This is a genomic window from Nocardiopsis sp. RV163, from assembly GCF_001029525.1.
GTDB lineage: Bacteria > Actinomycetota > Actinomycetes > Streptosporangiales > Streptosporangiaceae > Nocardiopsis > Nocardiopsis dassonvillei.
The window spans coordinates 49541-65012 of record NZ_LEKI01000013.1 but is presented as its reverse complement, the minus strand read 5'-3'; the positions used below and the strand labels follow the sequence as shown (position 1 = coordinate 65012).

8 protein-coding genes and 1 pseudogene are annotated in these 15472 nt (G+C 67.8%); 8 read left to right on the top strand and 1 reads right to left on the bottom strand.

The genetic code is table 11. The features are described from left to right. The 8 genes and pseudogenes from ABD54_RS04540 to ABD54_RS04505 all read left to right on the top strand — a co-directional run. Positions 1 to 667 (top strand): annotated as a pseudogene (locus ABD54_RS04540) (serine/threonine protein kinase); the annotation flags it as partial. A gap of 48 nt (positions 668 to 715) precedes the next feature. Continuing rightward, a complete protein-coding gene (locus ABD54_RS04535; protein ID WP_047868151.1) occupies positions 716 to 2854 on the top strand; it encodes a UvrD-helicase domain-containing protein in 2139 nt (712 codons plus the stop codon). A 491-nt stretch (positions 2855 to 3345) separates the two neighbouring features. Next, positions 3346 to 3666 carry a hypothetical protein gene (locus ABD54_RS04530; RefSeq protein WP_047868150.1) on the top strand — a complete coding sequence of 107 codons (321 nt, stop codon included), beginning with the start codon at positions 3346 to 3348 and terminating at the stop codon, positions 3664 to 3666. Between the two features lie 41 nt (positions 3667 to 3707). Continuing rightward, complete coding sequence (locus ABD54_RS04525; protein WP_053063538.1) at positions 3708 to 6404, top strand: hypothetical protein; 2697 nt, start codon at positions 3708 to 3710, stop codon at positions 6402 to 6404. Between the two features lie 53 nt (positions 6405 to 6457). Beyond that, positions 6458 to 7000, top strand: a complete 543-nt coding sequence (locus ABD54_RS04520; protein ID WP_047868149.1) for a hypothetical protein — start codon at positions 6458 to 6460, stop codon at positions 6998 to 7000. 258 nt (positions 7001 to 7258) lie between these two features. Continuing rightward, positions 7259 to 8827 (top strand): hypothetical protein, encoded by a 1569-nt coding sequence (locus ABD54_RS04515; RefSeq protein WP_152692000.1) that lies wholly within the window; start codon positions 7259 to 7261, stop codon positions 8825 to 8827. Further along, the gene (locus ABD54_RS28820; protein WP_047868148.1) at positions 8824 to 11454 is read left to right on the top strand and encodes a hypothetical protein; all 2631 of its coding nucleotides are present in this window, start codon (positions 8824 to 8826) and stop codon (positions 11452 to 11454) included. The genes ABD54_RS04515 and ABD54_RS28820 overlap by 4 nt, the downstream gene beginning before the upstream one ends. Before the next feature lie 486 nt (positions 11455 to 11940). After that, positions 11941 to 13527: an exonuclease domain-containing protein gene (locus ABD54_RS04505; protein WP_047868147.1), complete on the top strand. Its 1587-nt coding sequence runs from the start codon at positions 11941 to 11943 to the stop codon at positions 13525 to 13527. Positions 13528 to 14174: 647 nt separating this feature from the next. Here ABD54_RS04505 and ABD54_RS04500 read toward each other — a convergent pair. Next, entirely contained in the window at positions 14175 to 15443 is a 1269-nt protein-coding gene (locus tag ABD54_RS04500) for a 7-cyano-7-deazaguanine synthase (RefSeq protein WP_235431979.1), read from the bottom strand. Positions 15444 to 15472: the final 29 nt, after the last annotated feature.

The window sequence follows — 15472 nt, the reverse complement described above, 5'->3', positions numbered from 1 at the left end:
TCTTCTGTCCCCCCGACCCAAGGCGGTCGTCCCCTCGCCGACCAGGCCGCTGCCGCCCACGCTGGTGGAGCCCACCGCGGCCGCGCCCCCCATCGCCGGTCTGGCCCCCGGAGAGCTGGCCGAGGCCGACAGCCATGCCCAGGCCCTCATCGGCGAGGGGCGCTTCGCCCAGGCCGTCGGTGTCCTCGACGACGTGATCGACCCGGCCGTCTCCGTGCTGGGCTCCGAGTCCGCACAGGTCGTGGAACTGCGCCTGCTGCGCGCCAACGCCCTGGCCATCAGCGGGGACGCGCGCCGCGCCCTGCCGGAGTTCACCGACCTGGCCGACATCCTCCAGCGCCAGGCCGGACCACAGGACGAACGCGCCCTCCTCTGTAGGCAGCAGGCCGTCTACTGCATGGCGCAGCTGGGGGAGACCACCCGGGCCCTGCACGAAGCGGAGGGGCTCCTGGAACGGTTCCGCCGGGTGAGCGGGGACCGTTCCGAGGACGTCCTGGACCTGCGCCGGGAGATGGTCCTGTGGCGACTGCGTTCGGGAGACACCGAACGCGCCTCGTCCGAGCTGCCCGCGCTGTACTCTGACCTGCGCGCGGCCTACGGTCCCAGCGCCCCCGAAACCCTTCAGGTCGCCGACCTCCTGAACCGGCTGGGACGGGGCCGAAGCTGAGCCGGACCGTCGCCCGAGTCGCCCCAGCCAGAACGGAGCCCCGCCCCCATGCCCCAACTCGCCCTGGGAAAGCAGTTCTTCGCGAGCGGTGAGTACGACGAACTCCCTCCGTCGGCCCGGAAGAACATCCGGGTCGCCATGGAGAAGTTCAGCCTGCTCACCCCCGCCGAACTCAAGGCCGACAAGGGACTCAACTTCAAGCCTCCCCAGGGACGGCGCAACCGCAACATCTTCACCTTCAAGGTGGACAACTTCTACCGGGGCGTGGTCCTGGCCCCCGAGAGCGGCGACAGCTACACGCTGCTCAAGGTCATGGCGCACGACGACGCCTACGACTGGGCCAACAAACAGGACGCGGGAGTCAACCAGCTCACCGGAGCGGTGGAGATCTGGGACGCCGAAGCGCTGGAACGGGCCACCACGGACCTGGAGGGGAGGGCGGCCCCGACCGATCCGGAGCGGCAGTTGTTCGCCAAGGTCTCCGACGGAGATCTGAGGACCCTGGGCGTCACCGACAGGGTGCTGCGCGCCGCCCGCACCATCGCCGACACCGACGAACTCGCCGGTGTCGTCCCGCTCCTGCCCGAGGACCAGGCCGAGGTCCTGCAGTACCTCGCCGCCGGGTTCTCCGTGGAGGAGATCTGGCGGGACATCGTCGCCCACCGGCCCTCCGGGCCCGTCAGCGGCGACCTGGACACCGCCATCCGCAACACCCCCACCCGTATCAAGCTCGTCTCCGGGCTCGACGAGCTGGAGGAGATCCTCTCCCAGCCCTTCACCGTCTGGCGGACCTTCCTGCACCCCGCCCAACGCAAGGTCGCCTACAAGGCCAGCTACCCCGGCAGCTACCAGGTCACCGGAGGCCCCGGCACCGGCAAGACGGTGGTGGCCATGCACCGGGTCCACCACCTGCTCTCCTACCTGCGGCCCGACGAGCGGATCCTGCTGACCACCTTCACCAACACGCTCGCCTCCGCGCTGAGGGAGGGGGTGCGGCAACTGACGGACGACCCCGCGCGGCTGGAGCGGCTCCACGTCACCACGGTCAACGCCCAGGCCGCCGAGGTCCTCACCGAGGCGGCCGGAGGTGCCAAGCCCTCCTACGTCAACGACACCCAGGAGCTGGAGCGCTGGCGTGCCCTGGTGGAGGAGCGCCGGTTGCCGTGGACGGCAGAGTTCCTGTTCCAGGAGTACCGACACGTCGTCCTCGCCCAACGCCTGGGCACCCTCCCCGAGTACCTGTCCGCCACCCGGCGCGGACGAGGACGCCCCCTGAGCGAGGAGCAGCGCACCCGGGTATGGGAGGTGGTGTCCGCCTTCACCGACCGGCTGGCCGCCGACGGCCTGCGCACGCAGTTGCAGGCCTGCGACGAGGCCGCGCGAGTCCTGGAGGAGAAGGGCCCCCGCTACCGGCACGTGGTGGTCGACGAGGCCCAGGACCTCCACCCCGCGCAGTGGCGGCTCCTGCGGTTCCTGGTCGCCCCGCGCCCGGACGACCTGTTCATCGCGGGCGACCCCCACCAGCGCATCTACGACGCGAAGGTCTCCCTCAAGACGCTCGGCGTCAACGTCGTGGGGCGTTCGCAGCGCCTGCGCCGCAACTACCGCAGCACCCAGCAGATCCTCGCCTGGGCCGGACCACTACTGGCGGGAGAGAGGGTGGAGGCACTCTCCGACGGGGGCACCGAGTCGCTGGCCGGGTACCGCTCGGCTCTCCAGGGCCCCAAGCCCACCACGCACGCGGCCACTGGTCAGATCGAGGAAATCGACGTGCTCGTGGACACGGTGCGCTCCTGGATCGACGGGGGAGCGGAACCGTCGTCCATCGCCGTCGCCGCCCGTTTCAACTCGGCCGCACGGCGGGTGGTCAACGCCCTGACGGAGGCGGGTGTCCACGCCTGCGAGCTGCGCACCGCGGGTCCGGACGATCCGGGAGTGCGCGCGGGGACGATGCACTCCCTCAAGGGGTTGGAGTTCCGGTGCGTGGCCGTCATCGGAGTCAACGACGGTGCCGTGCCCTACAGCAAGGGCATCACCCCCCAGGAGGTGGACCCGCTCCAGCACGAGGCCGACCTGATGGCCGAGCGCTGCCTGCTCTTCGTTGCCTGTACTCGTGCTCGCGACCACCTGCACGTGTCGTGGTCGGGCCAGCCCAGCCGGTTCCTGACCGAGGCGGGCATCGGCTGAGCCTTGGACCGCCGGTGGCGTAATGGTTGTGCGTTACCGAGTGGCCACCCCTCCATCCAGCCCGTCTCTCCGGTCTGACCGTGGTCGCTGAAGATCTTCTCGGTCAGGTCGCTCATGGCCGTGTCGTTGATCTGCCACAGGCTGGGCCCCTGCGCTGCCATGGTTGAGTCCTTTCCCAACCGGCCAGTTCTTGCGTGTACACGACCAGGCTGCCTACATGTCGAGGACGGGCTATCTGTCGTTTCGGCAGGTATGGTGCTCGCGCTCACTCTGGCGGAGCCCTCGTTTCGTGTAGCTGGGTGTGTGACGGCGAACAGGGAGTTCGTTCTTAAGGTGGCCGGAATCGGTCATTCTCGCCAGAGAGTCCAACTGACCAGCCTTTCTGCCAATACGGAATTCGATGCCGGTGTGCTTACCCCTGGTTACGGCTGCTAATTTTACGAGCATTCCCACCCTTCACACCCCACACCTGGTCTAAGGAGTTCCCCAACATGGCAGGCGAGGCTGGCGCCAACCCGATCGAGGCCCTCCAGGGCGGCGAGCTCGCCGAAGCCCTCGCTGAGGCCATGGCAGGGCTGGCCGACATGTTCGATCTGATCATGGAGGACGCCGAGACCGTCGCCCAGCGTGACGAGGTCTCCTCGGCCCTGCGTGCCTACAAGGAGGAGTACGCCCCCACCCTCGTCGAGATGCAGGAACACGGTCTGCGGCTGGCCAACAACATCCAGGCGGGAGCCTCCGAAACAGCCTTGAACGACCTGGAGGCCGCCGAGCACTACGACACCCCCTGGGACGTCGACGTCAACTTCTGACCTCCTCGTTGCCCCTGACCTCCCCGAACTCAAAGTGAGCCATGGCCACCTTCGACCTTTCCTTCGAGCCCCGTTCCACGACCGCCAATCCGGAAGCGATTCGGACACGGGCGGAGGAGCTCACCATCCTCCAAGCACGTCTGCTGGGACGGTCCGACGACCTGACCGGGCAGTTCAACTCCACCGCCACGCAGTTCACCGACCTCGTCGGCTGGAACATCAAGGGACTGTCGGAAGAGGACTACCAGTACTGGCGGGACGCCGGGGTGGCGATCACCTACGCCGCCTCCAAGCTCGAGGAGTGGGCGCAGCACGTCGAGGAGTTCAAGGACGAGCGCGAGGCGCAGAACACCGAGTGGTTCGACTTCCGCACCAAGAAGGAAGGCGAGATCCCGGCCGACTTCCAGGGCCAGACCATCACCGCCGCCCATCCCGAGCGCGGGGGCGTGTTCGGCATCAGCGACGCCAGCAAGTGCCGCGACATCTACGACGAGGTCGCCGCGAAGCTGACCGAACTCCAGGAGCGCGAGCGCACCAATTACCGCAACTTCGAGGAGCACGCCGACGAGGTCGCCGCGGACCTGGGAGAGGGGCCGACCAAGGCCAACGTGCAGGCCCTCATCGACGCCGGGATCAACTCCTGGGCCTTCTACAACCTCGACCCCAACCGCTACACGATGCTCGTGGACGGCCAGGAGTTGACCGAGGAGAACGCCCAGGAGTGGGCCGACCAACTCTCGTCCTACTGGTCCGGTGACAAGCCCCTGGACGAGAACTACCACGAACTCATGCTCATGATGAGCATGGTCACCACCAACGCGATGCAGGCCCAGCAGGGAGGCACTGGTTACCGCTCCGAGGAGATGGACTTCCTCGATGTGTTCTATGACGAACTGGAACGCAACCAGCCCGGCGGGGTCATCGACATACCCGCGTCGATGGAGGGGGACCACCTGACCGACGAGGAGCGCGAACACGCGCTCGGTGTGCTGGGTGACGGACTCCTCGCGCTCTCGGACCCCCATGTGGGCGGAGGTTATTACGACCTGCCCCCCAGTGTCCGGGAAGCTGCCGAAGGACCGCATCTGACGCCTTCCGGCAGTACGCCGCCCTCGTCGCACGTCTGGGCGGAGGACGCCCGATCCCTGGCCGCGATGCTGGGGAACGCTCACGAGTCGATGGAGCCCGGATACACGCTCTCCATGACCCTGAGCCTGTCCATGGGCATGTACTCGGACGAGTACTCCGCGGTCATGGACCAGTTCATCCCTGAGGACGACGTTCTTTCGCTCATGGACGTGGCAAACCGCAACGAGGACGCGATACACGACCTCTTCGCCGGTGCCGAGAACGAGGACGGCGAACGCGAACCCTACGCCCACCCCAACCTCATGGGGACCTACTACGGCGAGGAAGGGCAGTTCCAGCGGTTCAGCCCCCATACCGAACAGTGGGGTTCCCCTGAGGAAATGATCAACACCGCCGTCGAAGGCCTCTTCACCCACCCGTGGGAGGACAACGGGGAGACCGTGGGCGACATGATCGAGTGGATCGCCCAAGACGCACACAGCCAGGACCAGGAAGAGCGCGACCGGGCTGGCCGTGCCGCCGCGGGTTTCGTCGAGATGATCACGACCGCCGAGATGCACGAGGCGCTCACCAACACCGGTGTGGACATCGAGGGCACGGACTACAGCAACGCGTCCTTCACCGCGTTCAACACCGAACTGGCCGACAACCTGGCCGACATCTTCGACGCCTACATATTCGGCTTCGCCCACAGCGACCCCTCGGAAACCAGCGTAGCGCTGGACGAGGACGGGAACGAGATGTTCGACGAGAGCGGTGAGCCGGTGGAAGAGGAGATCGCCACCACCGGAGTGGGGAATTACGACTCTGACCACAACTGGTTCGAAATAGGGCTCGAAGAGCGACTGTCGTTCATGGAATACCTGATGGGGAACGATGACACCGCAGTGCGGACGATCGGTTCCGCGTCCACCTACCAAGGGCTCCTCATGGAGACCTACCTGGAAACGGGTGACCAATACGCCGCAGGTAGAGGCTCGGCAACCCTCAGTTCCCTGATAGACAACGCATTGCTGGAGGAATCGGGTCGCAGACAGTTGGACCAGCAGGAGGCGCACGAAAGAAAGGAAATGCTGTACGGGCTTTCTTTGGAAACTTCGGCGGAGCTTGCCAGCGGCATACCCGTCATCGGAGAGAGTCTCAGCCAAGGGCTGGGGTTGGGCGCGGAGTGGCTTACTGGAATCCTGGCGGGCGATGAGCCCGTTGTTTCTCCTCGTCTGCCGATCGGTCAGAGTGATGAGTCCAACAGAAGCGAACAGAGAATCATGATCCTGGAGCACATCCTGAACTCCAGGGTTGGAAACTTCGAAAGCCCGCCGCCTCAGGAATACATTGATATCCTCATCGAATCTGGTGCGGCCGAGCGCAGGAGCGACGGGTCCATGGCTATCGATATTGACTCCGAGGTATGGCAGGATGAGGGTCACGATGCAGGTGAGTTCGACGACCTGGATGATGTCGTGGCTTCTGCTCTTGAAAACACGACATTCTCTACGTCCGATCGGGGGCTGAAGAACGGCCAAGATATGGCTGGTGCGTTCGGAGAGGCTTACGGCGATCGCCATAAGCTCATCGACGGTATCCTGAACCCTCAGGAAGAGGCTGAAAAGACCGAGGAGGAGGGTGAGGATGAGGCCGGTGGAGGGTGAAAAGAGGGTGCGGATCATGGAAGGTGCAGTGAGAAGAAGAGTGTGGAGGAAGGGTGAGTAGCGAGGCAATCAGCAGGGTCCTGTCAGTTGCACTGCTGGCTGCCCTCCTCGCCCAGTCCGCTGGGTGTTCATCCCAGGGTGGCCAAGGCCCGTCGTCGATCACATCGGAGGTTCAGGAGAGCAACCCGCCCAGCGCGGAATTCATCAGGAGGAAGGTCAGTATAGAAACCCTCGGTCGCATGCTCGGCGAGGGGGATTCTGAGCAGATCATCGAAAGCGCCGGGCAGGACTTCAAAGAAAGCCTTGTCGGTTCTGGTGCCGTCTTCGTCTCCGACGGCTCGTACGTCGCTGAGACAAGTATTTCTGAATGGGAGACATCTGAGCAGCCGGCTGAGGGCACCCACATGAACGCAGTCGACGCAGGGCTGTCCGAGGTCCTCCAAGCCAACGACGTCACGTGGTGCAGCTCGCCATCCCTCTCAGGTGGTGATTTCGTGCAGCAGTACATAGATCTGTACGCAGACTCCTACCGTTCCCCCGCAGAGTATTCGGAAAGCATCAGCGACTATGTCGACTGCGGCTCCGGCGAACTGTAAAAGACTGACGGGTGCGGCTCATGGGTGATACGGCAATACCCTCCCAGTTCGGATTGCCTCCTCAGGCCTCTTCCTCTCATCACTCGGCTCATGGTCACGCGAAGCGCAAAGTTTCGTGCACCGGTACCGTCGGATCTGCTTCATGGTCGACGGGCCTCGGGGCCGAGCGGTGAACGCCTCCGCCGCTGACGGGCGGGGTACCGCAGGCCTCCCCAGGGACCCGGCCATCACCCCTTGCCCCCCGTATGAGAGGTCTTCGTGCCAGCGACCGTCACAGGCCCGGTCTGGGCCGGCAGAGGACTGGACCAACGAGGCGGGATCGACCCGCTCCGGGTGGCCCGTCCCGTTCTGGACACCGTGGACCGACTGCTCCCGGGCGTCTCCACACTGACCCACTTCGCCCGGCCCTACGCGTTCTACGCGGCTCTGGCGGAACACTGCGAACGCGTGGACGCCGACGAGGAACAGCGGATCCGGCTCCTGCGCCGGGGCGAGGTGCTGATGGCGGCCGTCACGGCGGCGTGCCAGGACGCCGGGCACCTCCACGACCGCCTGGCCGGGGGCAAGCCGCACGGCACCGACGGGGTTCGACCGCACCTGGGCGAGGACCGGCTGGACCTGGCCGCCTGCGCGGCCGCCCACAGCGCCGAGGCGCCGCTCCGAAGCTACTCGCCGCGCAGACTCGGATTCTGGTCCGATTACCGGGGCCCGTGCCTGTCCTTGGGAGTGGCCGCCGGAGGAGGTGCCCTTCCGCTGCCCGGTCGGCACGCGTGCCCCGAACCGGTCCGGGAGGTGTTCGCCCCGCTGTTCGGGGCGACCGCGCACGACCACCTGTCCAGGGACCGTCTGATCGCGCTGGCTGAGGTGGGGGCGCACCACCTCACCGAAGCCGAGGTCCTCTGGTTGGCGGGCCTGTTCACCGCCTCCGAACAGGGAATCCACGACCCCGACTCCTGGGAGCCCGAGGACCTGCACCGGCGTGCCGCCCTGCGGATCCTGGGACGTACCGCCGCGCTCTACCCCGAGAGCCCGGACTGGTCCTGGGAGTGGGGCTGGGAACGGGCCTTCCGCGCTGCCGTCGCCTACGGGGACACCGCGGTGACCGATCCGGTCCTGGGCACCCACCCCCAGGCCCTGGGGTGGCGCGGGACCCTGCTGCGCCGTTTTTCGGTGGGAGCCTGGCGGCGGCTGTGGTCGTTCGTGACCGGCTGTATGAACGACGGGGACTCCGGGTCGGGATCGACCGAGGACGAACTCCGGGACCGGGTGGCGTCGCTGATGCCGAACACGAGCGTGCGGGCGCTCGCGCGGGACCTGCCCGACACCACCGGGGGCGGGCACCCGGTCGCCGCGGAGGAAGGCCTCCTCGACACTCACGACGAGGGCAGCCCGCGACTCAACGTGGAGTTGCTGCTGTTGGGGGCGCGAAGAGCCGGGGAGCTGGAGGGGGACGTCCGTCGGGCCTTCCTGGGGCAGGCCAAGGAGTTCCTGAACCCCCTGTGGGTGGCCCAGCGCAGGGACGACCTGCTGGACCGGCCCGTCGCCGAGTTCGCCGCCGGACTGGTCTCGGACATGCTTCACCAGTCCCAGCGGGTGGCCCGGGAGAAGACGAGAATCGGGGACGACGGCAGGATCACCGTGTTCTCCAAGGTCCGCGAGCGCAACGGCAGGTACTACAGCACCGGTGACGAGGGCAGGGGAGAACCGGCCACCCGGATCAACGAGATGGCCGGTCTGGCCCTGCAACTGGGGCTGATCAGCGAGGACAGCGGCCCCACCGGAGCCCTGACCGACACTGGCGCGAAGCTGCTGGGGGTGGCCGGATGAGCATGTACTCCCCGCTGAGCCTGCTCCACGAGTGGTACGAACGCACGGACGGCGTCCCGCTGCGCGAGTTCCTGCTCACCGGCTTCACCATGGACCTGCCGTTCCTGGAACGCGCCGCGGTACCCCTGGCCCGCGGTCTCGGCGCGGCCGTCACCCTAGTCGGTGACGCCGCCCAGAGCAGGCACGACCCCGTGGACGTGCGCAGAGCCGGACGCGACTACATGCATGCCCTGGCCTCCTGCGGGGGTTCGGCCTTCCACCCCAAGTTGGCGCTGCTGCTCGGCGACCACGAGGCAGTGGCGGCTATCGGATCGGGCAACCCGACCCTGGCCGGGTGGGGGCACAACGACGAGCTGTGGACGGTGCTGCGCGGCGGCCCCGACGGAATGCCCTACGAACTGGATGAACTGGTCACATGGTTGCGCGAGTGCGTCGGATCGGGGGCCGTGCGCCTTCCCGCGTACATGGGGAACCGGCTGGCGGAGGTGGCTGGTCAACTGGAGGAGTTGCTGTTGTCCGGCGAACCGGACGAGACCGGGGCCCGGGTGGTGCACAACCTCGACCGGGGCCTGATCGAACAGCTGGACGCGGGTCCCGTGGACGAGCTGCGCCTGTACGCGCCGTTCATCGACCCCGGCGCTCGCGCGCTGCGGGCTCTGGTGGAGCGGCTGGACCCGGCCCGGGTGGTGCTGGGGGTGCAGGAGTCCTCGAGCAGTTACGACGGTGACGCTCTCGCCCGGGCGCTCGCCGGCACGGACGCCGAACTCCGTCTCCTGGAGGAGCATGCGCCCCGCCACGGCAAGCTCGTGGAGTGGTCGGTGGGGGAGGGGCGATGGGCGTTGACCGGCAGCGCCAATCTCACCGGGGCGGCGCTGCTGCGCTCCACCCGCGCGGGCGGCAACTGCGAGCTGGGCACGATCGTCCCGGTCGGTGCTTCCCTGATGCCCGAGGCCACGGCTCTTCCCCTCTCCCGGCTGGCGGGGGTCAGCACTACCGGGCGGTTCGAGCGCGAACACGCCTCCGGCGTGCCGGTGCCGCTCGGCGCGGTCCTGGCCGGAGAGGGTCTGGTGGTGACCTTGGCCGACGCCTACTCTGTGGACGTCGTGGTCGAGTCGTCCCGGCACGGTTCCCCTGGAACCTGGGAGGACGTGGGCACGATCCGGGCCGGTGAGGTGGAGGGAACCTTCACCACCTGGGGCGGGGGCGGGCTGGTGGTGCGGGTGCGTGTACCCGACGGCAGAGTCTCCGCACCGGTTTTCACCGTCGACCCAAGGGCATGCGCACGGCCGACCGGGGAGGACTCCAGGCCGCGGATGCGCCGTGCCCACACCGAGGAGTCGCTGTTCGACGAGGAATCGGAACGGGAGTTTCAGCGGGACATCCTGCGGCTGGCGGAGGAGTTGGCCGCGCACGGCCTGACCGGCACGGCGACCCGGGAAGCGGCAGCCGCCGAGACCCGCTCCGGCACCGTTGAGGCCTCGGTCGGGGACCGGTGGGAGGAGTACCTCGAAGGCTGCGAGAGGACCTTCGGAGTACCGCTGACGGTGAGTATGTTCGGCCACCGAACCCCCGCCGCGAGCCGAGACGGCTCGAAGACGGGGGAGGAGTGCTGGAACCTGGCCGGGGCTCGGGAGGAGGACGAGGAGGGCGTCCAGGAGGAGACCCTGGAGGCCGTACAGGAGTGGGAGAACCGTGAAGACGGCTTCACCGACCAGCAGAAGCAGCGCTGGCGCGGGTGGACTAAACGCGCGGTGAACGCCTGTGCCCCCGGTGACGGTGCTCCCGTACCGCCCCTCGCGGTGCGGCTCTTGGTGACGCGTGTGGTGGTCCGGCTGCTCGGCGTAGGAGTCTGGAACAGCGGGGATGAGTCCTGGCGTCCCGAACTGACCCGGTTGGCCCGCGGACTGATTCGGGAGGAGGAAGCGATCCCCGAACAAGCCCTCGAACAGGCATGTCTGGTGACCGCCGTGTGCGCCGGACTGCTGTTGGAGGACGTTCCGCTGAACGCCGGGACCCCCGGATCCCAGGAAGCCCGAACCACTTGGTCCCGGTTGCGCGAGCGGGTCGCCCTGGCAGATCCCGAACTCGATTCGGGGTTGCTCCTCGCCCCTGAGGTGCCCCACGCCCGCGTGCTCGGCCCGGCCGGGCTCGAACGGGTGGTACGGCTGGCTTGGGAGGACGACCCCCTGGTCCACGTGCGCGAGGAATTGCTGGAGACGTCGGGCTGGACCCTGGAGACTGATTCCGGGGTGCACCGGGTCTACGGGGACTTCACCAACCCGGTTCCGGTGGCCGCCAGGGTCGCCGAGATCCTGGAGGAACACATCGGGCCGGTGATCGTGCACGCCCAAGGCCCCAAGGCGTGGGCTCTGCTGGTGTGGAGCAGGCCGATGATGCTTCTCGCATCCCGCCCCATAGGGAGCGCCTGGCGGCTGTACCGCGTCGACCCGCCCGCTACTCCGTCCTCCCGTCTGGGCGGCGAGGGCCTGTCGCGAGTGGGGCTCCTTCGTACCAGCGCGCCGCTGCACCGCGCTCCGCACCCAGACGTGAGCGACTTTCTGGACAGCCTGGACACCGACCACATCACGCTGCTGGAGAAGGTGGGCTTCCTCAACGCACCGCTCTGAACCGAAGCGGGCATGCGTGCTGTCGCGTCCGAACGTCACGGGTACTGCGCCGGGCTTCCTCGAAAAGCTCCGGCACAGTGCCGTGGCCGGAGTCAATCGAAGAGCATGAGCCGGTTGTTGGGGTGGTACCGCATCGTCTCGGCAGTCCCGGAAGGCAGGGAGGCGCGCGCCGTTCATTCGAGCTGTCGGATGCCGCTGTGACGATCGAGATTTTATTGTTAACTATGTTCACAAGCATGATGTGTATTTTGGTTTCAGTGGTGACGCAGCAGGCTCATCGATGATGTGACGGCGGCGGGTGTCTTCGGGTTGACCTGGCTCGGCTGTCCGCCCCCAGACGGGGCCTTTGGTCCCGAAAGGGATGCGGTCCCGTCGCGATGGTTCGGAGGGCGCGACGCCGAAGGAGATGTCCGCCCCCGAGGACGGCCGCGATTCCCCCCGGCCCTCTCCGGAGCGGCCCCTCGAACTCCCGCATCGGAGGTACGCATGTTCACCCACGGCCGCCTGACCCGGGGCCAGGGAACCGATCCGCGACGGATGCTGTTCGCCGTCCTGGACGTGGAGACCACCGGGCTCGATCCCCGCGCAGGGCATCGGATCTGTGAGGTCGCGGTGGTGCGCATGCGCGGCGACGGCACCGTCGTCGACGAGTACGCGACCCTGGTCGACCCCGGGCGACCCCTCACGGGGGAGGAGTTCCACGGCATCGCCCCCGCCCAGGCGGCCGACGCGCCCGCCTTCGCCGACATCGCCGGTGACTTGATGACCTACCTGTCCGACGCGGTGGTCGTCGCGCACAACCTGCCCTTCGAGGAGCGGTTCCTCGGAGCGGAGTTCAAGGCGTTGGGCATGCGCCCCTCCGGGCTGCCGGGGCTGTGCACGCTCCAGGCCTTCCGCGCCCACCTGGACCGGTACGCCTACCGCCAGCACCAGCTCTACCAACTGATGACCGGGGAGTGGATGCAGGGGCAGCACCGCGCCCTGGCCGACGCCCGCCACCTCGCTCGCATGTTGTCAGTACTGGTGAACGAGAGTCCGCAGCCGCTCGCCTGGTCCGGAACCGGGCCGGTACCCGCGCCGCAGGTGCCCCGCAGCGGACGGATCGCTCCGCGCACCAGCGACCTGCGCAAGGGACAGGAGGGGTGGCTGGCCAACCTGGCCGCCGGACTGCCCGACATGAACCCCTCGCTCCGCCCCCACCCCCAGGGCGTGGCCGCCTACCGTTCCATGCTGGGGCACGCCCTCGCGGACGGAAAGATCGTCGGCGACGAGGCGCAGCGGCTGGCCCTGCTCGCCACCCGGGCCGGATTCACCCGGTCCACGCTGCGCCGGGTGCACGAGCAGGTGCTCCTGGAGGCGCGCGCCCGCGCGGAGGCCGACGGGCGGGTGACCTCGACCGAACTCAGGGAGCTGGAGAGGGCCGCCAGGAACCTGGGCGCGGGACACGTCATCCAGGACCTGCTCTACGTCGCCGACCAGGAGAAGGCGCGCAGGAACGGCCCGCTCAAGGGCTGGCGCGTCGTTCCGGTGGGGGAGGACGGGTCGGTGAACGCGGTCGTGGACTTCGCGGTGTCCCACGGCGCGACGGTCGGGGTGAACGTCACCAAGACGGTGCGGCTGGTCATCGCCGAACCGGGGACGGACGGCGCGAAGGTCCACAAGGCCCGCGAGATGGACATTCGGGTGATGACCCCCGCCGAGGCCTGGGACCTGCTGAAGGCGGCTGTCGACAAGGCGGAGCACGGACTGTTCGACGACGGGACCGGGGTGATGGTCGCCGCCCAGCTCCGCGCCGAGCAGCAGGAGGAAGTGGACAGGAAGCCATGGCAGGCGTTCTGGCGCCCCCGCGAGCTGTCCGACCGGCAGTACCGAGAACAGTTCGTGGCGCCCTTCGAACGCCGTGATCGTGCCGCGTCGCACGAGCGCCGATCCGACCGGGGGCCCCACAGGATCAACGCCCGAGTCACCGTGGAGCCGCAAAGCAAGAGCGGCGGCGGCTGCGCGGGCGCGGCGCTGCTCTTCCTGGCCGCGGGGGCGGCCGCGGTCTCGGTCCTGCTGCCCTTCTGGGCGTGACCCAGCGGTTTCACCCCCGACCAAGGAGCGAAAAACCATGAGCTGAGACCAGATGCGTACGTGCGGACGTCCCACCAAGTCCGGACACCCCAGCAAGGTCCGTGTCAGCGGATCGGACGTTGCCTGCGGCATGCACTCCACCGAACAGGACCGTGCTGTCGCGGACGCTCACCGGCACGGCTACCGGGAAGGACACGAATCCGGTACCAGAGCCTCCGGCGAATCCTCCAAGCTCCGCATCGCACGGCTTGAGAAGGAGGTGGAGGAACTCCGGGGGCGCCTCGACAAGGAAACGCGTATCCACGAGATCGGAGGAGACCAGGTCGTCACTGTCGGAGGGTACGCCTATCGCTGGAGCGGCGAGACACCCCTCGAAGTCGGTGACCGCCTCCTCCTGCCTGAGAACTACGTCAGCCGGGTCAAGCACGGATCGGGCCCCTGGAGGCGACCGTCACCGGTTTGGGTACGACTAACAGGGACCTCTTGCGTTCGTTCTCCGCAGGCTGGACGGAAAGTAGCACGTGCCCCTGCAGCACCGGCTCTTGCGGCCGTCGCCTGTCCGTGACCGTGATCGGTGACCTTCACCTCGGGGCTTCGCTCCATCCGCTCCGGGGACGCCGACCCTGCGTCCACTGGCGGCGAGGTGTTCAGGAGAACGGCGCGTATTCCTGAACACTGAACTCCGCGGCGACGGAGGGCAGGTCCCACTCGGCGGCGTAGCGGCTGAACAGGTCCAGCAGCTCGCCTCGGTGCTCGGGCAGGAACGAGTCGGGGTCGCACACCAGGTCGGGGAACTCCCGCACCATCCGTTTCCACGACAGGCCTCCGCTCATCGCGTGGCGCAGCCGCGCCACCTGCCAGTTCATGAGGTGGCGGTGCTCCAGCTTGCGTTGTGGAGTGGGCCGTTGGGGCGTGGGGACGCCGCGTCCGGCCGCCGCCAGTGCCTGTCGGCGTAGCAAGCATGAGGTGCAGCCGCCGCAGTGCGGGTGCGTGCTGCCATCGCTGCCGTGGTGGGCGAACCCGGTGTCGCAGGAGATCGTCGCCTCCAGCACCCTGTCGTATTCGTCTCCGGCGGGTACCCGCTGCACCATCTCGGCCTTGGTCAAGCGAAAGCACCGGTTCTCGACACGGAAGGGAGCGCCGGTGATGTCCTCGGCGAGGCGCTCCATATACAAAAGCGTCTTGGGGTGGACGGCACGCGCCGTCTGCGCGCCGACCTGGCCGCGGGAGAGCGCGAGGTTGAGTGCGCCGGGGCCGTTCTCGTACAGGCGAAGCGAGTCCCTCTTCAGGGCGATGGCCGAGACGACCCCTGCGGCCAGGAACACGAATCCGCGTGTGCGCACGGTGTCCTCGGGGTTGTCCATGTGTACCTGGAGGGTGAAGGACAACTGGGCGCACAGCCTGGGGAGTGGGCGGCGCAGCCCGTGGAAGATGCGCTGCTGGAGGCTACGCATCCGGCTGTTGGTGCTGACCGACACCGCTGTCAGCCGGTCACCGGACGAGCGAAGGTCATCGATCATGCCGCTGACCGAGTCCAGCCCGCCCGAGAAGAGCGCGGCCTCCCCGGCCAGCTCTGACGCGTCGATGCCCAGATCCTCGGACCGGAATCCGAGGGTGTCCCCCCGAAGGAAATCCAGTTTCCAGGTGTCCGCCGTCAGCCATTCCAGCAGGTCCGCGACACGGGAGGCGTGCGCGGTCCACCATTCGGGGTTCTGCACGGGGATGGAAACTCCGATCGTGCGCGACCACTCCTGCCCGCTGCGCCACTTGTGACGAGCAGGGCGTCTGAGGTTGCGGTCGACGGCCATGCACGAGGCCGCGATCCACCACAAGTCGGCCGCGAGGCTGTTCTCGTCCAGGCGGGAACCGACGAGCTTGGGGATCGTCGCGGTGAGGGCGTCACCCTGGTCGAACACCCTGGTCTTTCCTGGCTCAGGGCCGCTGC